The organism is Streptosporangium sp. H16, from assembly GCF_051918855.1.
Classification (GTDB): domain Bacteria; phylum Actinomycetota; class Actinomycetes; order Streptosporangiales; family Streptosporangiaceae; genus Streptosporangium.
Window position 1 is genome coordinate 36968 of record NZ_JBPXMD010000040.1, and the last position, 22789, is coordinate 59756.

16 protein-coding genes, 1 pseudogene and 2 CRISPR repeat arrays (1 of these 19 only partly in view) are annotated in these 22789 nt (G+C 68.8%); of the genes and pseudogenes, 14 read left to right on the forward strand and 3 right to left on the reverse strand.

Annotation, left to right across the window (positions count from 1 at the left end; all coding sequences use genetic code 11):
• Positions 1-275: a CRISPR direct-repeat array (repeat unit 31 nt; unit sequence GGTCCTCATCGCCCCTACGAGGGGTCGCAAC); it begins 92 nt to the left of the window's first position.
• 114 nt (positions 276-389) lie between these two features.
• Entirely contained in the window at positions 390-1232 is an 843-nt protein-coding gene (locus tag ACTOQ2_RS38315) for an SAM-dependent methyltransferase (protein ID WP_440106026.1), read from the reverse strand.
• 53 nt (positions 1233-1285) lie between these two features.
• Here ACTOQ2_RS38315 and ACTOQ2_RS38320 point away from each other — a divergent pair, with 53 nt between their 5' ends.
• From ACTOQ2_RS38320 to ACTOQ2_RS38365, 10 genes are all read left to right on the forward strand, one after another.
• Positions 1286-2731 (forward strand): helix-turn-helix domain-containing protein, encoded by a 1446-nt coding sequence (locus ACTOQ2_RS38320; protein ID WP_440106028.1) that lies wholly within the window; start codon positions 1286-1288, stop codon positions 2729-2731.
• A gap of 192 nt (positions 2732-2923) precedes the next feature.
• Positions 2924-3946: direct repeats of the CRISPR family, unit length 30 nt; unit sequence GTCCTCATCGCCCCTACGAGGGGTCGCAAC.
• Positions 3947-4110: 164 nt separating this feature from the next.
• Positions 4111-5370 carry a hypothetical protein gene (locus ACTOQ2_RS38325; RefSeq protein WP_440106030.1) on the forward strand — a complete coding sequence of 420 codons (1260 nt, stop codon included), beginning with the start codon at positions 4111-4113 and terminating at the stop codon, positions 5368-5370.
• Complete coding sequence (locus ACTOQ2_RS38330) at positions 5355-6950, forward strand: Cas10/Cmr2 second palm domain-containing protein (RefSeq protein ID WP_440106032.1); 1596 nt, start codon at positions 5355-5357, stop codon at positions 6948-6950. The genes ACTOQ2_RS38325 and ACTOQ2_RS38330 overlap by 16 nt, the downstream gene beginning before the upstream one ends.
• On the forward strand, positions 6947-9508 hold the full coding sequence (locus ACTOQ2_RS38335) for an RAMP superfamily CRISPR-associated protein (RefSeq protein WP_440106034.1): 2562 nt from the start codon (positions 6947-6949) through the stop codon (positions 9506-9508). Before ACTOQ2_RS38330 ends, ACTOQ2_RS38335 begins: the two co-directional genes overlap by 4 nt.
• On the forward strand, positions 9505-11133 hold the full coding sequence (locus ACTOQ2_RS38340) for an RAMP superfamily CRISPR-associated protein (RefSeq protein ID WP_440106036.1): 1629 nt from the start codon (positions 9505-9507) through the stop codon (positions 11131-11133). Before ACTOQ2_RS38335 ends, ACTOQ2_RS38340 begins: the two co-directional genes overlap by 4 nt.
• A 31-nt stretch (positions 11134-11164) precedes the next feature.
• Positions 11165-11770 carry a type III-D CRISPR-associated protein Csx19 gene (csx19, locus tag ACTOQ2_RS38345; RefSeq protein ID WP_440106038.1) on the forward strand — a complete coding sequence of 202 codons (606 nt, stop codon included), beginning with the start codon at positions 11165-11167 and terminating at the stop codon, positions 11768-11770.
• Positions 11770-14007: a TIGR03986 family type III CRISPR-associated RAMP protein gene (locus ACTOQ2_RS38350; RefSeq protein WP_440106040.1), complete on the forward strand. Its 2238-nt coding sequence runs from the start codon at positions 11770-11772 to the stop codon at positions 14005-14007. Before csx19 ends, ACTOQ2_RS38350 begins: the two co-directional genes overlap by 1 nt.
• A 182-nt stretch (positions 14008-14189) precedes the next feature.
• Complete coding sequence (locus ACTOQ2_RS38355; RefSeq protein ID WP_440106042.1) at positions 14190-16433, forward strand: hypothetical protein; 2244 nt, start codon at positions 14190-14192, stop codon at positions 16431-16433.
• A gap of 163 nt (positions 16434-16596) precedes the next feature.
• Positions 16597-17664, forward strand: a complete 1068-nt coding sequence (locus tag ACTOQ2_RS38360; RefSeq protein ID WP_440106044.1) for a hypothetical protein — start codon at positions 16597-16599, stop codon at positions 17662-17664.
• 132 nt (positions 17665-17796) lie between these two features.
• Complete coding sequence (locus tag ACTOQ2_RS38365; protein ID WP_440106046.1) at positions 17797-18690, forward strand: TIGR02452 family protein; 894 nt, start codon at positions 17797-17799, stop codon at positions 18688-18690.
• Positions 18691-18864: 174 nt separating this feature from the next.
• Here the strand turns inward: ACTOQ2_RS38365 and ACTOQ2_RS38370 are convergent, their stop codons facing one another.
• Complete coding sequence (locus tag ACTOQ2_RS38370; RefSeq protein WP_440106048.1) at positions 18865-19506, reverse strand: NAD(P)-dependent oxidoreductase; 642 nt, start codon at positions 19504-19506, stop codon at positions 18865-18867.
• 84 nt (positions 19507-19590) lie between these two features.
• On the opposite strand from ACTOQ2_RS38370, the gene ACTOQ2_RS38375 reads away from it, so the two are divergent.
• The 4 genes and pseudogenes from ACTOQ2_RS38375 to ACTOQ2_RS38390 form a co-directional block, all read left to right on the forward strand.
• Complete coding sequence (locus ACTOQ2_RS38375; protein ID WP_440106050.1) at positions 19591-20220, forward strand: TetR/AcrR family transcriptional regulator; 630 nt, start codon at positions 19591-19593, stop codon at positions 20218-20220.
• A gap of 286 nt (positions 20221-20506) precedes the next feature.
• Positions 20507-21241: an SDR family oxidoreductase gene (locus ACTOQ2_RS38380; protein WP_440106052.1), complete on the forward strand. Its 735-nt coding sequence runs from the start codon at positions 20507-20509 to the stop codon at positions 21239-21241.
• Positions 21242-21323: 82 nt separating this feature from the next.
• Complete coding sequence (sigJ, locus tag ACTOQ2_RS38385) at positions 21324-22289, forward strand: RNA polymerase sigma factor SigJ (RefSeq protein ID WP_440106054.1); 966 nt, start codon at positions 21324-21326, stop codon at positions 22287-22289.
• 26 nt (positions 22290-22315) lie between these two features.
• Positions 22316-22579 (forward strand): annotated as a pseudogene (locus ACTOQ2_RS38390) (transposase); the annotation flags it as partial.
• 9 nt (positions 22580-22588) lie between these two features.
• Here ACTOQ2_RS38390 and ACTOQ2_RS38395 read toward each other — a convergent pair.
• A partial coding sequence (locus ACTOQ2_RS38395) for a TCP-1/cpn60 chaperonin family protein (protein ID WP_440106056.1) occupies positions 22589-22789 on the reverse strand: 201 nt, incomplete at its 5' end.

Below are 22789 nucleotides of genomic sequence, written 5' to 3' on the forward strand. Positions count from 1 at the left end.
CGCAACAGCACGTGAAGGGCCATAACCGGCACCCGCTGAACGAGGTCCTCATCGCCCCTACGAGGGGTCGCAACATGTGGGCCCAGACCCAGTCGCCGACCGTGTCCCACGTCCTCATCGCCCCTACGAGGGGTCGCAACACCCTCCGCGACGGCGAGCAGCTGCAGCACCTCGGCGCGTCCTCGTCGCCCCTACGAGGGGTCGCAACCTCATCACGAAGCCCTGAAGGTGCTCATCAAGTGCGAGTCCTCATCGCCCCTGCGAGGGGTTGCAACAGGAACGTGGTGATCGCCCCCTGGTTTGGGATAGGGACTTATCGACTATGTGAGGAGAAAGAGGAGGTTATTCTTGATAATTTTTAAAAGCCTATTGGACTCTATGCTTGTAATTCATATGACGTGATTGAGGGTGCCGGTGGCGCCGAGGAGGAAGCTGTTTTTGACCGGCCAGACACCTTCCTCTGGCCCCCAGGGATATAGCCCTACCAGGCCAGGTCCGTCGAGGTCGAACTCCTGTAGCAGGCTGCCGATGGTGTTACGGTCGCGTAGATAAATCGGTGTTTGAGTTTGTGTGTGAATCGAAGTTATTGCTTCGATCTCGGTGCTAACCAGCTTGTTCGTGCAGATATGGGTCAAAGCTACGCGGCTACCGGGAGCAAGGGATTTGCGAAGTCCGGTGAAAATGGCGGAGAGGTGGGTGTCCGCGACGAAATCAAGGACGCCGGTCAGCAGTACACCGGCAGGGCGACACAGATTCAGCAGGCCATGCTCGTGCAGGGCGGCCAGGACGAGCCGCATGTCTCGTACGTCTGCGGTGACGACCTCCGTGCCGGGGTAGCTCAGATGCGCCCAGGCATGTTGAAGGACGATCGGGTCGTGGTCGATATAAATGACGCGGGAATTCGAGTTCACGGCATGGGCGACTTGGTGGACGTTCTCGCTACTGGGCATGCCACAGCCGAAGTCGACGAACTGGTCGATGCCATTTTCGGCAAAGCGTCGTACAGTGCGCTTGACGAACGCTCGCCGTGCGCGGACCGTGTCGCGGATGCCGGGGACGGCGGCGATCAACGAATCGCCGGCTTCCTGGTCAAGCTCATAGATGGCTTTCCCGGTGAGTAAGTAGTTATCGATACGGGGAGCGCTCGGACGGCTGAAACACAGAGTGTTCACGGCGCGGTTGTTGTCGTACGGTCGACCGGTCGTCGATTCGGCGTCAGGCTGGCTGGGCACAGGGGCACTTCCTGGGCAGTTGAAACGGACAGGGCGAGCCAATCCGGTGGGTGATGAGTTGTGAACTATCCGTGATTGAAAGGCTCTCGCGTGCCATAGTGGAGGCAGATCGGGGGGTCATCCATAGGCCTCGTTTGGCCAACGCCGTTGGCCAAATCGACCAAGAACATCAGGAGGTCGCGGTGCCACGTCAACCGGATCCGGTCGATCCCTCACAGTCGCCGTGGCATCTGCTGGGTGCGACTCTGCGGCACTACCGAGAGTTAGCCGGTGATTCCCTACAGGAAGTGGCGAGCAAGGTCCTGGTGGACTACTCACTGCTCGCCCGATGGGAGCGAGGTGCCCGGCCTGCACCCGCCGACGCCGTGCGGCGCCTCGACATTCACCTGAATGCCGGAGGAATCCTGATTGCTTTGCACGGGATTGTCACCAAGCAAGTGTCCACATCGGTAGCGAGGGCTGCGACGATGTCCGATCCTGACGATATGGACCAGGCACGACGAAACCTTCTGGCGGGCCTCGCCGCGTTGGGCGCATCAGCGATGGTGCCGCCCACGGAGGGCTTGGAACAGCTTCGCGCGATCATTGACCACCGGGTGGGCGTGCCCGGTATCGCCGAATGGGAAGAACGGGTCTGGGAGTACGGTCTGCAGATCCCTTCCCGGCCTCCTGCCTCGATGGTCGCCGATCTGTCACTCGCCCTGCTCGCGTTCCAGAAGGCCATGGCGGGGGCACCCGGCAGTGAGTTCCCCCAATGGGCGCGGGTCAACGCCCGCCTGACGCTATTGCTGGCCACCGTGCTCGGTTACGCGGGAAATCGCCTGGAGTCGTGGGCATGGTGGGCGACGGCACGACGCGCGGCGCTACAGACCGGTGACGATGAGGCCATTGCCCTGGTGGACGCCGATGAGGCGATCCAGGGATTCTACGAAGACCGGCCGCCTGCGCTGCTGCTGTCACGCCTGAACAATGCGCTCGCACTTACCCAGGATCGTCCGAACGCGGCTACCGCCCGGGCACTTGCCACCCGGTCCCAACTGCTGGCCATGCTCGGAGATCACGCTGGCGCGCGTGCCAGTCTCGACCAGCAGGCCCGCGTTTTCGACTCCCTTCCCAACCACGTCACGGCTGACGAGTTGTCGGTAGGAGGCTGGACGGAACGCAGACTCCTGCACACTCGCTCTCTCGTCCATGCGTTGTCGAGGCATCCGGACGCCGAGCGAGCCCAGAGTGAGGCGCTTCGGGCTCATCCCCGTGGCGTGCCTCGGGGAGAAGTTCAACTGCGGCTGCATGGAGCTATATCGGCAGTGCGGAACGGAGACGTCGATGACGGGCTGGAGCATGCTCGTAGCATCGTGACGGGTCTCGGCTCCAACGTCAGTCAGTTCGTGGTTCGGACCGCTTCAATGGTTGCTGACGCCGTACCCGCTTCGGGCCAGTCCCGTGCGACGGTGCGTGACTACCGAGAGTGGCTCGCGCTACCCGCAGCCTCTCTGTGACCGGAGTCGTTGCCAGCCGATCACCTGTCAAAACGACGGCTTGCGTCGAGCGATTCATGGACGGGCAGGACTCCACATGATCATGCTTTTTGCAGCAAACCTCCGGGGTTTTCTGCACGACCGGAGGTTCACTGCAAAACATCGACTTCAGCCCGGGATGTTGCACTCGTTGACCTGCGTCTTTACCCTGGGGTCCTCATCGCCCCTACGAGGGGTCGCAACCTACTCATCGGGCCGCCTCCGTCTGGACTCGCACCGGTCCTCATCGCCCCTACGAGGGGTCGCAACAAGTGAACGGGCGCCGACCCGAAACCGGCCAGGTCGAGTCCTCATCGCCCCTACGAGGGGTCGCAACGGAACGAGGTCAAGGGCCACCGCAACGGCTACGCGTCCTCATCGCCCCTACGAGGGGTCGCAACGAGTCGTCCAGGAGCACGCTCACGCCGTTGCCCAGGGGTCCTCATCGCCCCTACGAGGGGTCGCAACAGCCCTACCCGGGGCAGGTCGGGCACCCAAGGCCAGGTCCTCATCGCCCCTACGAGGGGTCGCAACCGAGATGCCGGCCGATGCGGTAGCGGACGACTCCGGGTCCTCATCGCCCCTACGAGGGGTCGCAACAAATCGGCGTGCATCACCGCGTCCATCTCGTTCCACGTCCTCATCGCCCCTACGAGGGGTCGCAACTCAACCCCGACACGGATGGTGCGGCCGTTGACCTTGTCCTCATCGCCCCTACGAGGGGTCGCAACCTGGACGAAGGCTGAACCTAAGGACGTGCGTCAGGCGGTCCTCATCGCCCCTACGAGGGGTCGCAACGCCTCTTGCGCGTCGTCTTAGGCGCCTGTTCCGCCATGTCCTCATTGCCCCTACGAGGGGTCGCAACGCGGCTACGTGTGCGCCGTGCCCAACCCCCGTGGACCGGTCCTCATCGCCCCTACGAGGGGTCGCAACGGCGCGAAGAGGTCGATCCCGCACAGGGTGTCGCTCGTCCTTATCGCCCCTACGAGGAGTCGCAACCGGTCCGCCGGTCCTGCTCCAGAGCAGACCCGCCTCTGTCCTCATCGCCCTTACGAGGGGTCGCAACCGGTCGATGCTCAGATTATTGATTCCCGGCTCCAGCGTCCTCATCGCCCCTACGAGGAATCGCAACAGTACACGGCCACACTGCGCCGGTAGATGGCCCCCATCCTCATCGCTCCTACGAGGGGTCGCAACCGCGGAGGGTGTTACTCCTCCGCCAGGGCGGGGTGGTCCTCATCGCTCCTATGAAGGGTTCTACCTGCTGTTTTTCCGTCGTCCATCTGTATTAGGTGAAGGCGGAAAAAGAGGAGGAAGGGCGGGCGGATGGGGTTTGCAGGGCTGGGGCGGGGACGGGCGGGGTGAAAGGGCTGTGGGAAGGCGCCTCGCGGTGGATGGTGGCGGCGGTGGCCGGGGTGGCGGCGGCGGTGGCCGCCGGGACCGTGCCAGATGTGATCAAGGGGTGGCTGGGTGACCAGCGGCTGCTCCTGACGGTGCTGTGCGTGGCCGCGGCCGTGATGTTCGCCGGTATCAACCTGTGGCAGCAGCGCAGCAAGGGCGTGGGCATCGTCATCGCCCTGCCGCGAGCGAACTGGCGGGCGCCGTGGAGCGCCCAGTGGATCGGCGCGGCCACCGACCACGCCCGGCGTAATCACGACTCCTGCTTCGTCGTACGACGTGAGGTCGAGGGGGTGGGGCCCGGGGCCGACGCGGACGAGAGGGCGGCGGCTCGGGAGGCTCGCAGGGACACCCTGGATCTGGCCTACGAGCTGGTGACCGCGCGGCTGACCGAGCTGTCGGAAGCCGACCCCTCCACGCCGGTGTCGCTCTACGTCAACGCCGCGCTGCCCGATGCCTTCGAGCTGGGCACGCGGTTCAAGTTCAACGTGCAGCGGGAGTTGCGGGGGGTCAGCGCCACTCGGGGGGAACGGGCGGGGGGAATGGAGGCGGCCGTCGCTCCCGTGCTGCCGCAGCGTTCGGAGAATGGCCGGTCCGACTTCTTCACGGCGGTACGGATCAGCGGACGGATGAAGGAGCCGTTGAGCCCGGCGGAGGCCGTACGGGCGGCACGGCTGGCCAGGGTGGTCGAGGAGCCGGAGTTCGAGGGGGCCGAGGAGGGGCGGGCGGTCGCCCTGGTGGTGCACCTGTCGGACAACCCGATGATGGTCGCTCAGGCGCTGCGGGCGGCGGGTGACGGTTGCGTGGACACCGATGGACGTTGGGAGCGGTGCCGGGCGGCCCTCGTCGTCGACGGGGGGCCGGCCAACCTTCCGGAGGCGGCCGTCGACTTCGAGCTGGTCGTCCGGCATGTCTATGCGGCGTGGCAGGCGTGGGTGGCGGCCAGGCCGCAGTACGCCGCCCTGAGTCCCCGGTTGTTCATCGCGGCTCCGGCCAGCGTCGCCTTCGCGCTGGGCTGGCTGCTCGGCCACGCGATGAAGGCGGTTCCGCATCCGTATGAGACCGATTCACACGAGGTCGGACCGCGCGAGGTCGGACCACGCGAGACCGGATCGGGTGGGGCCGGACCGCGCGGCGCCGAGCTGTCCGGGACGGGGACGGACAGGAGCGAGCCGCGTAAGGGCGGCATGGACGAGACGGGAGAGCCATGTACGTCGTCATGATCGGTACGGCGGGCAACCAGCGCTACATCTTCTCCTCGGGGAAGCGGCAGGAGGTCGTCGGAGCGTCCGATCTGATCGCCAGGGTGGACGGGGCCTGGGCCGACGAAGCCCTGGAGGAGGTGTTCCGCGGTTTCGCGAAAAGCGAGTGGCGTGTCGAGAGCCACGACGCAGAGCTTCTGGTCGCGGGCGCGGGCGGGATCACTGTGCTGGTCAGGAACCAGGAGGCCGGGCGGAGGCTGGTGACGGAGCTGACCCGGCGCGCGCTGAAGGAGGCGCCGGGGCTGGACGTCTGCGGTGTCGTGGTCGAATACGTCCCGGGCGAGCTGGCCGACGCGATCGGAAAGGCGCGGACGGAGCTGGCGGCCGTGCGGGAGGCCCGGCCGGGACCGCAGGCGCGGTTCCTGCGGCTGCCGCTGGTCGAGGACTGCGCGTCGAGCGGGCTGCCCGCGAAGGCGATCCGCTTCGAGGGAGAGGGAGAGCCCGCGCAGCCGAGGTCGGCGGCGGCGGCGGCGAAGCTGGCCGCCTACCGGTCCGCCCTCGACCGGATGGCCGCGGTGAAGGACGCTCACGCCGGCCGGCGGGCGATGCGAGGGATCGTCGACGAGCTTGGCCTGAACGCCGAGTGGGTCGCGGTGGTGCACGCCGACGGCAACGGGCTCGGCGAGCTGTTACGGACGTTGGGCGAGTCGGTGCGAGGCGAGGGTGACCGCGCCTACGCGGACGCGCTGCGGGCGTTCTCCCTCGGGGTGGACCGCTGCGGGAAAGGGGCGTTTCAGGAGGCGCTGCGCCGTACTGCCGAGGAACTGGGCGGAGAGGATCCGCTGCCGGTCCTGCCACTGGTGCTCGGTGGCGACGACCTGACCGTGGTGTGCGCGGGTGAGGTGGCGTTGCCCTTCACCCGGCACTATCTGGAGGCGTTCGAGGAGGAGACCGCGACCGATCCCCTGCTCGGCCCGACGCTGGCCAGAAGCGGTCGCGCGCACCTGGGAGCGGGCGCCGGTGTGGCCATCGTCAAGCGCAACTACCCGTTCCATTTCGCGTACGAACTGGCCGAGAAACTAACCGAGGTCGAAGCCAAGGGAGTCAAGAGCTGGGGGTCCGCGCTCGCCTTCGTCGTGCTGTTCGAGAGCGCGGCCCCCGACCTGAAGCGGATCCGCGCGTCGGTCACCCTGTCGGGCGGTTCGGGAGGATCGGCCTCGCCGTACCTGGTAGGGGAGGGCAGCGAGGATGCCCGGGCGCGAGGGCGGCGCTGGGCGGACCTGCGACGGCGGGTCGATGCGCTGAACCTGTGTGAAACCGGGTCGAAGGAGTCGCTCATTCCCCGGAGCGCGGCCCATGACCTCCGCGAGGGGGTGTGCCTGGGCGAGGAGGTCGCCGCGTCCCGGTTCGGCCTGCTGCTGCGGCGGTTCGAGAAGGACCGGGAGCGCAGGGAGGCGCTCATGGAGCTGACGGAGGAGGGAGAGCTGCTGTGGACCGATCACGTTCACGGCGACCACGCCCACGGAGCGAAGAAGGTGACGGGCCTGCTGGACGCGATGACGGCGCAGCGGTTCCTGAAGGCGAAGGAGGAGGCGAGGTGAACGAGGCCGGGAGTTTCGCGATCTCGCTGTTCATGGTCAGTGACTGGCGGGTGGGGACCGGGACGGGCATTCAGGGGTATGCCGACCGGCTCGTCCAGCGGGACGGTGAGGAGGCGAGCCGACCCGTCCTGTCCGGGAACAGGGACGAGGACGGCGATGGGAACGCCGTCGGGACTGTCCGGCAGGACGGTCTGAACGGTACGGAGGTGTCTCCTGCTCCCGCCGCGCCGATCGTGCCCGCCAAGACGCTGGTCGGGGTCTGGCGCGACTCCTGCGAGCTGGCGGCACACGCTCTGGACAGCGGTCCCAGCGGTGTCTGGCACGACTGGGTGGGCTTCCTGTTCGGCGGCAGGTTCGACGGGAACGCGCCCCGGCCCGCCGCGCTGGTCGTCGAGGGCCCGCTGCGGTTTCCCGCGAAGCTCGCCCGGCTCCTGCGGGCGAGGCCGCAGGTCGCCTGGGCGGCGACGTTCCGCAAGCCGGGGGTGGCGATCGACGTCCGTACCGGCACCGCCGAGGCGGAGATGCTGCGATTCGAGGAGATGGCACGCGCGGGGGTCACGCTGACGGGCCGAGGGCGGATCGAGGGCTTCGCGGAGCTGGACCAGGGCCAGCGAGATGTCGCCGTGGCGCTGCTGGGGGCGGGGGCACGGCTGCTGGAAGGCATCGGAGGCAAGCGTCGCCGGGGATCGGGGCGGTGCACGATGACCGTCGAAGGGGCCGGGTTCGCTCCCGTCTGGTCGATGCCGCCCCCCGAGCGGGTGGTGCCGCCCCCGTCGGGCCCGGCGTACGCGGTCGCGGACCGGCCCATTCCCGTGTCCCGGCCGACGCGGGACGGCTGGGAGCGCGCGGAGCTGGTCATCACGGTGCAGGAGGCGGTTCTCGCCGCGGCCACCGTCCTGGGCAACGTCGTGAAGGGCGCGGGCCACATTCCCGGCTGGTGCCTGATGCCGGAGGTGGCCCGGCGGCTCGGCGGCGCCGCGCACGCTCTGGTCCGTACGGGGGATCTGCTGGTCACGGCCGCCACCCCGCAGTCGGCCGGAGGCGCCCGCACGCTGCCGGTACCCAAGGTCCTCGTCCACGAGAAGGGGAAGCCGGGCATGGTGACCGGAAACCGGATGGCCGGCGCCGTGTCGTCCGGCAAGCCGTACCGGGGCGGATACGTCGTGCCGGACGGTGAGGACGTGCACGAGGTCGTCGATCCTCCGTCCATGCTGCGCATGCACAACAGCATCCGTGACGACGTCCAGCGGCCCACCCGGGACATCGGCGGTGTCTACGTCTACCGGGCACTGGCCGCCGGGACCGTGCTCCGCGCCGAGGTGCGTGTCCGGGCGGGCGCGCTGGAGGAGGGCTGGGAGAAGAGGCTGAACGGGCGGTGGCGGGTCGGCCGGTCATCCAAGGACGACTACGGACAGGTGAAGGTCGCGGCCCGGCCGGTCGCCGACGGGCGGCGAGCGGCGGAGGGGGGAGATCTGCTGCGGGTGTGGTTGCTGTCGGAACTGCTGGTCCGTGACTTGAGGTTGCGGCCCAGTACGGAGGTCGAAGACGTGAAGAGGGCACTGGAACAGGCCCTGGCCAAGGCCGGCGCCCCCGGGGTGAGCCTGACCCCGGTGACCGGACGCCGGGACGGGCGGGTCGGTGTCGCGCTGGGCGTCCACCGGACGGAGAGCTGGCATCGCGGCTGGGGCCTGCCCCGCCCCACCCTGTACGGCCTGGCCGCCGGGAGCTGCCTGACCTTCGAGGTGAGCGGCGGACCCATCGCCCCGGACATCCTGACCGAGGTCCGGGCCGCAGGGGTGGGGGAGCGCAGGGCCGAGGGATTCGGGCAGGTGGAGCTGGATCACGACCTCCTGATGCTGCCCGTCGAGGCAGCGGGTTCTCATGGCATCCGGTCCTCGGCCGTCGCCTCGATCGAGAACGGTCCCTCCGGCCCGCTCACCGTCGCGCCGGACGACGTGTCTCCCACGGAATTCGCCGTCGTGCCGGGCGAGGTGCTCTCCGCAGAGTCTCAGGTCGCGTCCGCCAGAACGTCCTCACCCGGACTCCTCACGCCGGGCGAGGACGGCTATGACACCGCGAGGATCTTCGAGCGCGCCGCCTGGCGGGCAGAGATTCACCGGGCCTGCGAGCGGATCAAGGGGGACCGGGAGAGTCGGTCGCGGGTGATTCCCGCCAGGGTCCCCAGCACGCAGCTCAACGCGCTACGCGAGATCGTCCGCGAGCCGTCGCAGGAGCGCGCCAGGAGCCGCCTGCTGTGGCTCACCCGGAAAAGGGCGGGCCGGCCCGACTGGCCCAAGGAGGCGGTGACGCAGCTGCTTGACCTGCTCACCACCCCGGATCCGGTCTGGGCGCTGCTCGCCCTGCCGGAGGAGAGGCTTGTCGTGACCGGGGACGGGGTCGCGACCCTGCGGGCCGAGCTCCACGGCGAGGCGGTACGGGTCCTGGTCAGCGCCTGCCTGGCCGCGCACAGCCGTGACGAGGCGGCGGGCAGCCGCGAAAGAACCACGCGGAACGGTGACGCCGGGACCGTCACGGCGACCGTGGGGAGTGAGGGATGACCGCCAGAGTGGGACGGCACGTGACCAGCAGGATCCGGGTGCGTGGCTGGCTGCGTACGGAGTCGCCGCTACACGTCGGAGGTCTCGGCCACGACCCTTCGGAGCCGCTGCCGATCGCCCTGGACGGCCTGGGCCGCCTCTACGTCCCCGGCACCACGCTGGCGGGGGTCCTGCGGAACTGGTCGCGCGGCGCCGACGAGGCATCCCTGCTCCTCGACAGGCTGTGGGGTTTCATATCCAAAGATGACTTCGAGGAGGGTGGCGCCAGCCGGGTGATCGTCGCCGACGCGCTGGTCACGACCGATCATCGTCTGGACGAGCGAGGGCTGCCCGCCAGCCCTCTCGACCCCGCCGGCCTGGAACTCCGGCAGTCGGTGGGCATCGACCGGGTGACGGGTACGGCGGCCCAGGAGTTTCTGTACGGCAGGACCGTCGTGCCCGCCGGGTGCTACCTGAGGCTGGAGATCGACGTCGAGTCGCGCATGGACGACGCCGCCGGTGACGAGGCCCGGCTGGGGGCCTTGCTCGCCGCACTGAGCGCGGGGGAGGTGCGGGTCGGCGCGGCGACCGGCCGGGGGCTGGGGGCGGTACGACTGCTCGATGACCCGTTCGAGTTGTTCGTGGACCGGTTCGACTCCCCGGCCGGCCTGCTGGCCGTGCTACGGGACGACCCGGCCCGAGCCCGTACGACGGCGTCGTTGCGGTCAACCGATGCGGGGCTTCCGCGACGCCGAGAGGTTCTCGACGTCCGCGTCACCTGGGCTCCTCGCGCTCCGGTGATGGTCAGGTCAGGTTCGAGGGGCCTGGTCGTCGACACGCTGCCGCTCACCACGCGTGTCGACCGCCGCCACCTCACGCTGGTCCTGCCGGGCGGGTCCATCAAGGGAGCGCTGCGCGGCCACGCCGAACTGGTGGAACGCACCGCGCGGAATGACATCGACGCGCCGTCGGCCGAGCCGGGCGCGTCCCCAAGTGAGCACAGCGCCGCTTTCCGGGCGCAGCTCGATCAGTTGCGTGCCGTACGGGCCCTGTTCGGCTCCGCTCGCGACGACGCCGATGCCCGCCGGGCGGGAGCGCTGCGCGCCGAGGAGTGCACCGCCCTGCTGACCGTCCCGGACACGCTCTGGGAGTCCGTCACCACGGGGACCTCACGAGAGGCCGACACGGCGGGCGTGCCGGGGGAGGCCGGAGATGGGGACGAGCGGCTGCCCGTGCTCAGTGACTCCGTACGTGACCGGTTGGAGGACCTGGGCATGGCGCAGGCCGACCACGTTGCGCTCGACCGCTGGACCGGAGGGGCGGCCGATGGGCGTCTGTTCAGCGTGCTGGAGCCGCACGCGGTGGAGTGGGAGCCCATCCGGCTCTCGGTGGACCTCACCCGGCTGGGCGGCGAGCGAGACAGCGGGCTCGCCCTGCTGCTCCTCACCCTCCGGGACCTCGCGGACGGGCGGATACCGCTCGGGGCCCTGGTCAACCGGGGGTTCGGCGACGTCGACGTCACCGAGATCACCCTGAGCGGCGGTCCCTGGCCTGAACCGGTCACGCTGCCCCGGGCGATGAGCGGGCCGGAGATCTCGCCCATCACCCGGGCCTGGGCCGACCACCTGGCGAAGGAGTCGTCATGACCTTCTTCCCACGAGCTCTGGAAGGAATGAGATGACCGCCCTGTACGGCGCCGCGACCACCGGGGTCACCCTGGCGGACGCGCTGGAGGCGACCGGCGTCGCCGGAGGATGCGCCCTGCTGACCGCGCCCTCGGCGTACCACGTGGCCCGCGTCGAAGGGCGTGGCTGCGTCACCTCGGCCGGTCCCGTCGACCTGTCCACCGTGTACGAGGCGCGGGTCTTCACCTCGCGGATGGAACTGCGCTGGGTGGAGGCCGGGTACGCGGTGGCGCTCACCGAGGACGAGAGCCTGCTGCCCGCGTCCTTCGGCGACCCGCTCGACGCATTACCCGTCGAGACGACGCTGGAAGCCCGGTATCTCGTCTGGGGCAAGGTCGTCGCACCGGCTCAGGCCACGGTCTCACCGGTCGCCGCGTCCGTGCCCGGCTGGGTCACGCTCCGCTCCGCCCGGATCGGCGCCGTCACCGTGCCGATGACGACCCCCGCCCCCCAGGACCGGGTGCGACTGACCGCCCGCGAGTACGTCGTCGCGGACCGGATCCACGGCAACGCCTACGTCGCCGAGGAACGCCTGATCGGGTTCGAACCCTACGCCCCGGAGACCGAGCCCGAAACCTACGCGGAGGAGGTCGCGTGATGAGCGGCGACGCGAAATTCCTGAACCCCTACACGTTCGTCCCGGCGTTTCCCCGGGACGGCCTGCCCGAGCCGCTCCGCGACGGGCCGCCACCCGCCCGAGACCGGTTGCGCCCCGGCTGTTGGACCGGTCGCGTCGGCGTCACGCTCACCGTCGAGACGCCGCTGCTCCTCCTGGACACGACACGGGGGACGCCACCGGACGAAGGCGTGGACGGTCACCTGGTCTACCCCGTCCGGCTCAGGGACGGACGGCCGCACCTGCCCGCCACCTCGGTCAAGGGCATGCTGCGCGCCGCCTACGAGGCTGTCACCAACTCCCGGTTCGGGGTCTTCGACAGCCACGGTACCCGGCTGGGGTTCCGCCGTAGTGCCGATGATGCCGCGGAGATGGTGCCGGTCTACGTGCACGCCGACGGCGTGCTCCACGAGTACAAGACCGCGGCACTGGAGATGTACGGAAAGGACGGCAGGGCTCTTCGCTCTGATCGGGAAAGTCCCCAACATTTCGAACGTCTCAAGGCGCTGATCAGACACGACAAAGTGGTCCGCTTCGTGAGGGAGGGCTTATCCGACACGCTCGATCCTCAGCTCGTTACCTCGATGGTGGAGGGAATCGCCTACGTCACGGGGCCCAACATCGAAGGCAAACGATATGAGCGTTTCTTCTACCCGGCGTCGCGGGGAAGAGGGAAACGGCAGGTGCTGCCCTTGGCGCGCGAGTGGAGTGCGCTGGTCAAGGACTGGGATCTGCTGATCCAGAGTTACCGGGACGCGCACTCCAACAAGGAACTCCGGCAACGCCGCACCCTGGACGACCGCGTGGCGGATCCCGGTGAGCGGATCGGCGACGGACCCGGCCAGCTCGCCTGGAGCCCGCACATCCATGACAAGGAAGGGACAAAGCTGAAACCCGGCACGGTCTGTTATGCCCGTCGTAATGAGAAGCGTGAGATCTACCAGCTGTATCCGGTCCCAGTGTCGAGGGACATCTATCCCGCCGCCCCCTCGGAACTGCTGCACCCCTCACTGGCCCCGGCGCCCGGCTACGGCGAGCTCTCCCCTGCGGACCGGGTCTTCGGCTGGGTCGCTCCTCCCAACGGCTCCGGCGTACGTCCCGCCGCTTATCGCGGCAGGCTGCGCATCGGTCCCGTCACTTGTGAGCAGGACGCGGAGCGGGCCGTGGAGCGGTTCGGCGGCGACGGCCTGCCGCTCGCGATCCTGGGCGGGCCCAAGCCCCAGCAGGGGCGTTTCTATCTCGCCGAGTCTCCGGTCAGGCCCGATCTGCCGGTGAGGGACGGCACGCCCAAGGAGAAGCTGTACCAGCCCGGCCAGGGACTGCGGGGCCGGAAGGCGTACTGGCACCACGCCGGGCTGGACCGGAGCCAGCACTGGAGCGAAGGTCAGGGGAAGCTCGACCCGGCGCAGGTCCGCATCAGCCGCTACTACCGCGAATACCGGCGGTCCCGCACCTCGCCCGGCGACAGCGGCGATCCGGATCCCGGCGGGAAGCGTTATTTGACGGAGCCCCCCGAGCAGCGCGACACGCAGAACCGTTCGATCGGCGGCTGGGTGCGCCGCGAGACGACCTTCCGGTTCACCGTGGAGGTCCGTGACCTCGACGACCACGAGCTGGGAGCGCTCGCCTGGCTGCTCTCCCTGCCTCAGGGGCACTTCCACCGGCTCGGCCTCGGCAGACCCCTCGGGTTCGGCAGCGTGCGGCTCGACGTCGACGCGGAGAACACCGAGTTGCACTCCGGAGCGGAGTACGCCGCCTACTACCGCGACCTCTCCGGGACGCTACCGGACACCGACGGTCCGAAGATCCTGGACAACGCACGTGAGGCGTTCACCCGCATGGTGAACGGCACGCCAGCCCTGTCCACGGTTCGCGACGCGATGCTCGCGGTCTCCCGCGGCGATCCGGAACTCCCGGTGCACTATCCCCGCACAAGGCCGGAGTGGCTGGGCGAGGGCGTTCCCGGGCCGCCGGATCCGCGCGGCAGGAACTACGAGTGGTTCACCGAGAACGAGAAGCAGGAGAACGGCAGGATCGTTCCGGGGCGTGGGCGCTCGCTGCCTTACCCGGTGGACCCTGTCGCGCCGCTCGGTGTTTACCCGTCAAGAAAGGGAGAGGGCGACGAGGGCGGTCGTAAACCGCCCTCAGGTTCTCCCCGTCGAGGACGTGACGGAAAGGGGCGGGGAAACGCGCGCGGAAACGGCGGAAGGTCACGGTAGTTCCGCTGTTCCGCCGAGAATGTCACCGGCGTGGGTTACCGTCGGCGCGGTCGGTCGCGTTTCGGTGGCAGCGGGAGGACGCAATTCTGGAAAGGACGGTTCCGGGAAACACGGTTCCGGAGAAGACGGAGGGAACGCTGCTCGTCCATGCGGTCGGCGGCGGTGATCTGGGGTTCGCCGGGATGCGCGCGGATGACCCGGAGATCGCGGGCCGGTGGACTTCCGACACGGCGGTCTTCGAGGGTGACCCGAGGGCGACGGGCAAGGACCGTCGCCCTCTGCGCAAGATCTTCGAAGGCCTGGCCGCGGCCGGCATCCCGGTCTCCCTGCTCGTCCTGCTGGGAACGACCAATCCCGGCGCGCCCGGAGGAGGAACGTTCGCCGACCACGCCGAGGCCATGCGGAGGCTGCTCACCTCCGAGGCCGGGATGTGCGGGGCTCGCTTCGAGCCGGGCGCGGTCTCGGTGGTCAGGCTCGGCGACCCCGCGCTGAGGGACGCCGCAGGGGCCATGAGCCGGTGGCTGGCGGAACACCACCCCGACGACATCCTGATCAGCTGCGGTTCGGGCGCGTTCGCGCTCAGCGTGGGAGCTCTGTGCGCGGCCCTGGAGACGCGCCGCCCCACGCGGATCGTCCACCTCGACACCCCGGACCGGCCGTACTCGCTGGACAGGCCACGCGACATGGACGCCCATCTGGCGGCCTGGCTGCTCCGCTACCGGTTCTGGGACAGTCTCGCCGAGGTGGACCCGGCCAACCAGGTGCTCTGGGAGCTGCTCGCCGCCCGGCAGGCCGGAAACCTGGAGGTCGCCGCACGATTGCGGGACCGTTCCCGGACGGCCGGGATTCCCGGCCTGACGCCGGGGAAGGCCGACTGGTTCACGAAGGAGTGGCCCACCGTGCAGGCCGCTCTGTTCGAGCGGATCGGGCGGGGAGAGGCAGCCGACTACGGTCTGCTGCGAGCATGGTTCGCGGAACAACTCCGCAGGTCGTTCGAACGCGACCAGGACAAGAAGGTTCTGACGGCACGCACCGAACGCGAGATCGGAAAGCTCGTCGCCGCGCTCGGCGACCGGGCCGGTGGGTCCGGCAGGCTGTCCGCGCTTGTTCGCGCGGCCGCTCGCACCGTCGAGATGGTCGGTGACGCCGCCTGCGTTCAGATGATCAGGGACGACGCGCTGACCGGCCTTTACACGGCGGCCTCCACCCATCGGGCGCACTTGATGCCGGAGCGGGTGGAGCCAGGGCCACTGCCGCGGACCCTGCTCAGGGCCGCCGACCGCTGGGAGAAGGACGATCCCGGATTCCAGCTCGTCGCAGCCACCGGCAGAACCGGATGGCCCGTCCTGGGCAGCGGTGACGTTCTGGGGCTGCTGGCCGTCGGACTGGACCGGGAAGGCAGGGACACCGAGGATCAGACGGCATTGGAGACGGTTCTCGCCGGGCTGAGGGAACGGCGTGCGTTGCTGTCCCGCCGCGGGATTCTACGGCTCAGGCTGCTCGCCAGCGAGGAGACACGGGAGCGGGCACACCGGCTCGCCCGGTGGGCGGCCGAGACCTCCGGCGAGTCGGTGGACGCGCGAGTGATCGAGGGCGTCTCGGGTGACCTGCAGTCGATTCACGATGTCGTCGTCACCGCGTTGCGGGCCGAGACGCCGCCGACCGGTCGCATGGGGTCGGGCAGTCCGCGCGATGTCGACGAGATTGTTCTCGTGCTCAATCCCGGGCCGCCGATGACGAACTACGGCATGATCGCGGCCGGGGTGGAGTGGTCACTGACCGCTGCCTGCCCGCTCTGGGTGACGGAACTGGTCCGCGTGCCGGGTGCCGTCCCCCAACTGCGTACCGGTCGGCCGGTGGCGGCGCGTCTCGGTGCCGACCGGGTGCTGGCAGGCCTGGCGATGAGCGCCGTCAGGCGTTTGGACCTGCGGACGGCCCGTCGGCTGATCGAGCGTGGCTCCGGCCTGCTGCGCGCGGCGCTGCCCGGTCTGGCGACCCTTGAAATGGAGCTTCTCGGCCCGGCTCCGGACGACTGGACGATGAAGGAGCGCTACTCCGCCGCCAGACGACGCCTGCTGCTGGTCGCCGAGGTGTGCGGCGAGCATCGCGAACTCGCCGCCTACCTCGCGGTGGAGGCGATCCGTCCGGCGCTGTTCACCTGGCGAATCTGGGCGGAGTTGCGTACGGGGAATCCGGCACTGGACGCTCTTGCGAAGCTGGCGAACTCCGCTCTGCAGGGGCATGCTCTCGATCAGCGGGGTCGTGGAGGGCGCCGTCAGGTGGGGGGTGGCCGTGGCGACGTGCGGGAGCTGGTCCGCAGGGCGGCGGATGAGCTGGACGGAACACGTGGAAGAGATGATGAGCTTATTAAGCACTACAAATCAGTCATAAATGGACTTAATCGAGCGTATCGCGAAAGCGGTTGACGCTGATCATGCCTCCTGCCACTCTGGTTGCGTTCAACGGCTGTCGCCTGCGAGCTTGAGCGCTTCATGTCGCTCCTTCTGAGGGCCTCGGACTTCGAGGCCGATGTCGAGAGACCGTCCCATTCGGACGCGTTCTCCTGTCATGCCTTGGAAGGACGCCGCCATGAACCTCGCCGCCGTTGCCGCAGCACCCGAGCCGGTCGCTTTCCTCGCCTACTTCTCGCTGGTCTCCCCGGCGATGAGGGACGTCGCGCGCGGACCGCTACGCAGGGCCCGCCACGGTGGCAGACCCTGTAGCGGAGCCGACGGGACGCGCTGGTGCGACGAGTGCGAGCGGACGATCGACGACCATCTCCTCGGCGGATACACCAGGCTGCGCGAAGCCCTGGCGGGAACGCCTCCCCGGACGAGGGCGGGGGAGGCGGTGCGCGAGATGGCCACGGTCGCCCGCTGGGTGACCTCGCCGGAGGCCGCCGTCAACGACATCGATCTCATGGCGCGTCTGATCCGGCGGCGGCCCGGCAACGGGGAACCCGCCGGAGTTCGCGCGGCTCGCGCCCAGCTCGTCCACCACCCTCTGCGAAACATCGAGGCGCGAACGTGCCGTGAGGACGCGATGGGGCGCGGCGCCTCCGCGCAGCCGCTGCGCGACCTCGGGAAGTCCGACTGGGCGCGGCCACTCCGCGACGACGAGACGTCTTTCGCGCTGCTGACCGACGCCGTCACCCGGCTGCGGAACGGGGCCCGCGATCCCTACGACATTCCCGCCGACCTGCTCGACCGCCACCACCTCGACCCGCTCGCCGCTCGCCGCTCGCTTCGTGCCGCCCTGGACCGGCTTCGTGAGCTACGGCCCGGCTTCTTCATGGCCAATGTGACCATCCACCTGGAGCAGGGCGAGTTCTTTCCCGAGCTCTTCCCCGCGCTGGATCACAACCCCGAAGACCTGCTCATTCTCGGTGAGGAGAAGGAATTCGCCCGCCGCACCCTGTCCACGCTGATCGCCGGTGAACGTACGGCGAACCAAGGCGTTCACCACCGGGGGCTGCTAGCCGGTATCTGCGCGGACGTCCCGACGGACGGTGCCGAGCTGGTGGCCCGCGCCACCCGCGATCTCGGAATCAGTCCCAAGGCAGCTGACAGGTTTGTACGAAGGCTCATCTCGCTCGTCTCCTGCGTGGGCACGGACTGGGTCGCCAGCCGGTTGGCCGAGTCGGAAAGTTCGAGATAAGAGGGCCGCGAAACTTCGCACCGGTACGTCTCCCCGGCCGCCCGTGCCGAGGAATCTCGCTTCCATGTCTTTCTCGTATTGAGAATTTCTCACTGTGAGGATAACTTTGCCCAGGGAAGACAGGGAGGAATGATGACGCAAGCACGCCGGGCGCTCGCCGCGGAGACCGTGGAGATCCTGGAGCGCGGCTGGTACGACCACCCCTCGCGGGGGCGGGTGTCCATCGCGAAAGAGCTCGCCGGTGCCGTCGCGGGCACCCGGCTGTGGGGGCCCGACGAGACGGTCGGGCCGCCTGCCGCGTCCCCGGCCGTCGCGACCTCGGTGGAGGTCGTCAACGAGACCTCCCTGTCGGCCGCCCGCCGGATGGCCGGGGCCGACGGGATCGACGGTGACGGGAACGGTGACGGGAACGGGGACGGGAACGGGGACGGCTGGGGTGACGGTGCCGTCGGCTGCCTGAACTTCGCCTCGGCGAAGAATCCCGGGGGCGGTTTCCTGCGGGGGACCCAGGCGCAGGAGGAGAGCCTGGCGTACGCGTCGGGGCTCTACCGCTGCCTGGTCGAGGCGCCGGACTTCTACGCCTTCCACCGGAAGCGGGGCGACCCGCTCTACAGCGACCGTGCGATCTTCTCGCCCGCGGTCCCGGTCTTCAGGGACGACCGGGACGCCCTGCTCGCCCGTCCGTACCCCGTCTCGTTCCTGACCGTGGCCGCGCCGAACGCCGGTGCCATGGACGAGAACGACGAGCGGCGCGCCCGCCTGCCGGAGGTGCTGTTCGAGCGCTCGGGGAGGGCACTGGGCCTCTTCGCCGCCTCGGGGCTGCGCCGGCTCGTGCTGGGCGCGTGGGGGTGCGGGGTGTTCCGCAACTCGCCCGCGCTCGTGGCGGCCTGCTTCGCCACGCATCTCGGCCCCTCGGGCGCCTTCCACGGGCGCTTCGAGCGGGTGGTCTTCGCCGTGCTCGACAACGCCCCCGGAACGCCCGTCCACGACGCGTTCGCCCGGGCGTTCACCGGCGAGCCCGGATAGGGCACCGGTCCCGGCACCCCCCGGGATGCTCCCGTGCCGGGTCCCGCGGAGTTCGGCCGGGTCCTGCCGGGGCCTGTCGGATCCGGGTGACCGTCGGGAACGTCCGGGCCGGCGGTACCCCCGTGCCCCCGTGCCCGCGTCGCGCAGGAGCGGGGCGCCGGAGGTTCGCGGGGCTCAGTACGCGATGCCGACCACCTGCCTCACGGTCGCCGGGTCGTCCAGCAGGGCGAGGATCGCGTGGGCCAGGTCGGAGCGGGCGATCGTGCGTCCGCCGGGGACGTTGCCGCCGACGGCCAGCCGGTAGGTCCCGGTGCGGGGCTTGTCCAGCAGGCGGGGCGGCCGCATGACCGTCCAGTCGGTGTCGCCGGCGCGGACGGCCTCCTCCATCGCCCTCAGATCGGTGTAGACGTCCCGCAGGAATCTCTGGATCAGCGGGGTCATGATCCTGCGGTCGAGGAAGGGGTCGCCCTGCGGCGACGGGCCGACCGGGGCCGCGCTCACCGCGACGAAGCGGCGCACCCCGCAGACCTCCATGGCTGACAGGATCCCCCGCGTCGCCGGCGCGACGACGCCGTCTCTGGCGAGCTTCCTGCTGCGCGGGCCCAGACCCGAGATCACGGCGTCCCGTCCCTCCATCGCGGGACGCAACGACCGCGGGTCGGTCACGTCGGCCGTCACCACCCGCACGCCGGTGAGGTCGCCGGGCAGCCGCGCGGGATCGCGCACCACCGCCGTCACCTCGTGCCCCGCCTCCAGCGCCTGTCGTACGACCTCCCGGCCCGTACCGCCCGTGGCTCCGCAGACGGTCAGCTTCATGGTGCCCTCCTGGTGGGTAAGTGCTCACTAACCATTAGAGTGAGTGTTCACCCACCCATTCGTCAACCGCGGGGAGCGCCCAGCATGAAGCCGACGCGGGTCCGGATCCTGGACGCGGCCGACCAGCTGATGCGGACCATCGGGCTGGCCCGCACCACCACCAAGGAGATCGCCCGCGCCGCGGGATGCTCGGAGGCCGCGCTCTACAAGCACTTCGACAGCAAGGAGGAGCTGTTCACGTTCGTCCTGAAGGAACGGCTGCCCCGGTTCGCCCCGCTCCTCGCCGAGCTGGAGAGCGGGGAGGCGGACGGGCGTGACGTCGAGGAGACCCTGGCCGAGATCGCCCGGCACGCCGTGGCGTTCTACGCGTCGTCCTTCCCGATCGCCGCCTCCCTGTTCTCCGATCCGGCGCTGCTGCGGCGGCACGGCGAGGAGATGGACAGGCTCGACATGGGCCCGCACAAGCCGCTCGACTCCCTGGCCGCCTACCTGCGCGAGCAGCGTGCCGCCGGGCGCGTCCGCGCCGACGCCGACCCCGAGGCGGCGGCGGCCCTGTTCCTCGGGGCGTGCTTCCAGCGCGCCTTCCTGCAGGCCTTCGCCGGGGACCGCCTGCCGTCGGGACCGGCCGCCCAGCCGCTCGACGAGTTCGCCGCCGCGCTGGCCAGGACCCTCCTGGAGGGCGTCCGGGAGCCGGAGGCGCCCGTCCGGCCGTGACCGGGGGCGGACGCGGGAGTGCGTGGCCGGAGGCGCCCGTCCGGCCGTGACTGGAAGTGGACTCGGAGTCCGTGACCGGGGACCCGGAAGCCCGTGACCGGGGACGGACTTACTGATCGTTTCAGAATGAGGTTCGCAGGCGGCGGAGGCTGCTACGAGCGACTCCTCCGCCTCACCACATAGGACGCGGTGTGGTAGCAAGCCTGCTTCGCAACCTCACATTTTTCCGGCCTGCGTCGTCCTGTTGGTGAGGGCAGCGACTGGTGCCCCGGAACGGAGTGAGGAAATGAAGGTTTTCATCGCTGGTGGGCGCGGCCGTGTCGGGTCCCGCCTTGCTGACAACCTGGAGGCCAAGGGCATCGAGGTGGTCTCGGGAGGACTCGAGGACGGGATCGACGTGATCTCGGGCAAGGGGCTCACCGAGGCTCTCGTCGGAGTCGACACCATCGTGAACGTCCTCAACACCCCCCGCTTTGATGCGGAGGGGGCAATCTCGTTCTTCGAGGGAGCGATCAACAACCTGACTGCGGAGGGCAAGCGGGCAGGTGTGCGTCATCACATCGTGCTCTCCATTGTCGGCGTTGGAGAAGGGGACGCATCTGAGATCGGGTACTACCTCGGCAAGGTGGCGCAGGAGAAGGCCGTGCGATCCGCTTCGATCCCCGCCACCATCATTCGGGCCACCCAGTTCCAGAGCTACATCCCTGTCCTCATTGACCAGCACACCGTGGACGGAAAGGTTCTCGCTCCGAGGTCATTCATCCAGCCCGTCGAGCTGGACGAAGTCGTCGAGCTGCTCGCCGAGGCTGTCACGACGCTGGAGCCGGGAAGTGTGGTCGAGATCGCTGGACCCGACCGGTTTTACCACGACGACCTCTTCCGTGCCACTCTGGCCGATCGCGGAGACGATCGTGAGGTTGTGACCGTGGACGGACAGGAGCCCCTCGATGCCATGGTTCCGCGCGGCGCGTGCCGGACAGGCAGCGTGCGGTACCCGATTACAGGGATCCCCACCGCCTGAATGCGATAGTGGAGAGAGGCGGGAACGTCTGACCGCCAGGCAATAGGTTAGGCGTGCTGCGCCCAATGGGAAAGGGTGCCCCATGTCGGAAGATCTTCCTGTTGAATCCGCAGAGTTCGGAAAAGCCGAGCGTGACGAATCACGGGCTCTCGATTCGGTCATGGCGGAGCGGCATCGTCTGCTGTCGCTAGCCTTTCGCATGATGGGCACCCTGGCCGATGCCGAGGACGTCGTGCAAGAGACATATGTGAGGTGGTACCGCCTTGAGCCCGAGGAACGCGACGAAATTGCCGCGCCTGTAGCATGGCTGATTCGAGTTGCGAGCCGCATCTCACTCGACCTGCTGGGTTCCGCGCGGGCACGACGGGAGACGTACGTCGGGCAATGGCTGCCGGAGCCAGTTCCGGCTGACCTCTTTGCAGACACAGCCATTGCGCCACTGAACTCCAGTCATCTCGCTGCTGATCCGCTCGAACGTGTCACCCTCGATGATGCCGTCAGCATGGCATTGCTGACGGTCCTCGAGGCCATGACCCCAGCAGAGCGAGTGACGTTCGTCCTGCATGATGTGTTCGGCGTCCCGTTTGACGAGATTGCTGGTGTCGTAGGTCGTTCAGCAGCAGCAACAAGGCAACTGGCAACGTCCGCACGCCGCCACGTTCGACGAGGAAGACGCGCACAGGTTTCTCCCCACCAGCATGATGAGGTTGTTCGGGCATTCCGTGGTGCAACTGTCAGAGGGGACATCGAGGACCTGCTCCGCGTGTTGGCTCCAGACGTCGAACTACGAGTAGACGGCGGCGGCTTCGTCAATGCCGCACCTCAGGTCATCCGTGGGTCGGATCATGTAGCCCGGTGGTTCATGGGAGTGATGCGCAAGCAGCCCGCCCTCCGTCTTGAGCGACGCGACACAGCTGACGGTCTCGGATACATTCTTCGAAATGAAGGGCGTCGATACGGAATGGTTACCTTTGACGTCAACGATGAAGGTGTCACGAATGTGTGGCTGATGCTGAATCCAGTAAAGCTGACTAATTGGTCACTCTGATTGTTTTAGAATGGGTTGAGTTGCGGGTCTACGCCGACCGGGGCTATGACTTCGACAAGTACCGCCGCCTGCGGTGGAAGCACGGCATCAAACCCATGATCGCCCGACGCGGTCTCGCCCACGGCTCAGGACTGGGCAAGGTGCGTTGGGTGGTCGAGCGCGCCTTCGCCTGGCCGCACCAGTTCAAACGACTCCGCACCCGCTACGAACGACGCGCCGACCTCCACCACGGGCTGCCCGAACCGGCCTGCGGCCTCATATGCCTCCGCCGCCCGCGAACCTCATTCTGAAACGATCGGTTAGAAGTCCATGTCGCCGCCGCCGGGCATGGCGGGGGCGGTTCCGGCCTTCTCGGGCTTTTCGGCGATGACGGCCTCGGTGGTGAGGAACAGCGCCGCGATGGACGCCGCGTTCTGCAGCGCCGAACGCGTCACCTTGGCCGGGTCGATGATGCCCGTCTCGAACAGGTTGACGTACTCGCCGGTGGCGGCGTTGAGGCC

Bases quoted from the DNA above. Each gene is read 5' to 3' on its own strand.
- sigJ (WP_440106054.1), top strand. From the start codon at position 21,324: ATGTCGGAAGATCTTCCTGTTGAATCCGCAGAGTTCGGAAAAGCCGAG.
- ACTOQ2_RS38360 (WP_440106044.1), top strand. From the start codon at position 16,597: ATGAACCTCGCCGCCGTTGCCGCAGCACCCGAGCCGGTCGCTTTCCTC.
- ACTOQ2_RS38355 (WP_440106042.1), top strand. From the start codon at position 14,190: ATGCGCGCGGATGACCCGGAGATCGCGGGCCGGTGGACTTCCGACACG.
- ACTOQ2_RS38350 (WP_440106040.1), top strand. From the start codon at position 11,770: ATGAGCGGCGACGCGAAATTCCTGAACCCCTACACGTTCGTCCCGGCG.
- ACTOQ2_RS38340 (WP_440106036.1), top strand. From the start codon at position 9,505: ATGACCGCCAGAGTGGGACGGCACGTGACCAGCAGGATCCGGGTGCGT.
- ACTOQ2_RS38375 (WP_440106050.1), top strand. From the start codon at position 19,591: ATGAAGCCGACGCGGGTCCGGATCCTGGACGCGGCCGACCAGCTGATG.
- csx19 (WP_440106038.1), top strand. From the start codon at position 11,165: ATGACCGCCCTGTACGGCGCCGCGACCACCGGGGTCACCCTGGCGGAC.
- ACTOQ2_RS38365 (WP_440106046.1), top strand. From the start codon at position 17,797: ATGACGCAAGCACGCCGGGCGCTCGCCGCGGAGACCGTGGAGATCCTG.
- ACTOQ2_RS38320 (WP_440106028.1), top strand. From the start codon at position 1,286: ATGAGTTGTGAACTATCCGTGATTGAAAGGCTCTCGCGTGCCATAGTG.
- ACTOQ2_RS38380 (WP_440106052.1), top strand. From the start codon at position 20,507: ATGAAGGTTTTCATCGCTGGTGGGCGCGGCCGTGTCGGGTCCCGCCTT.
- ACTOQ2_RS38370 (WP_440106048.1), bottom strand. From the start codon at position 19,506: ATGAAGCTGACCGTCTGCGGAGCCACGGGCGGTACGGGCCGGGAGGTC.
- ACTOQ2_RS38330 (WP_440106032.1), top strand. From the start codon at position 5,355: ATGTACGTCGTCATGATCGGTACGGCGGGCAACCAGCGCTACATCTTC.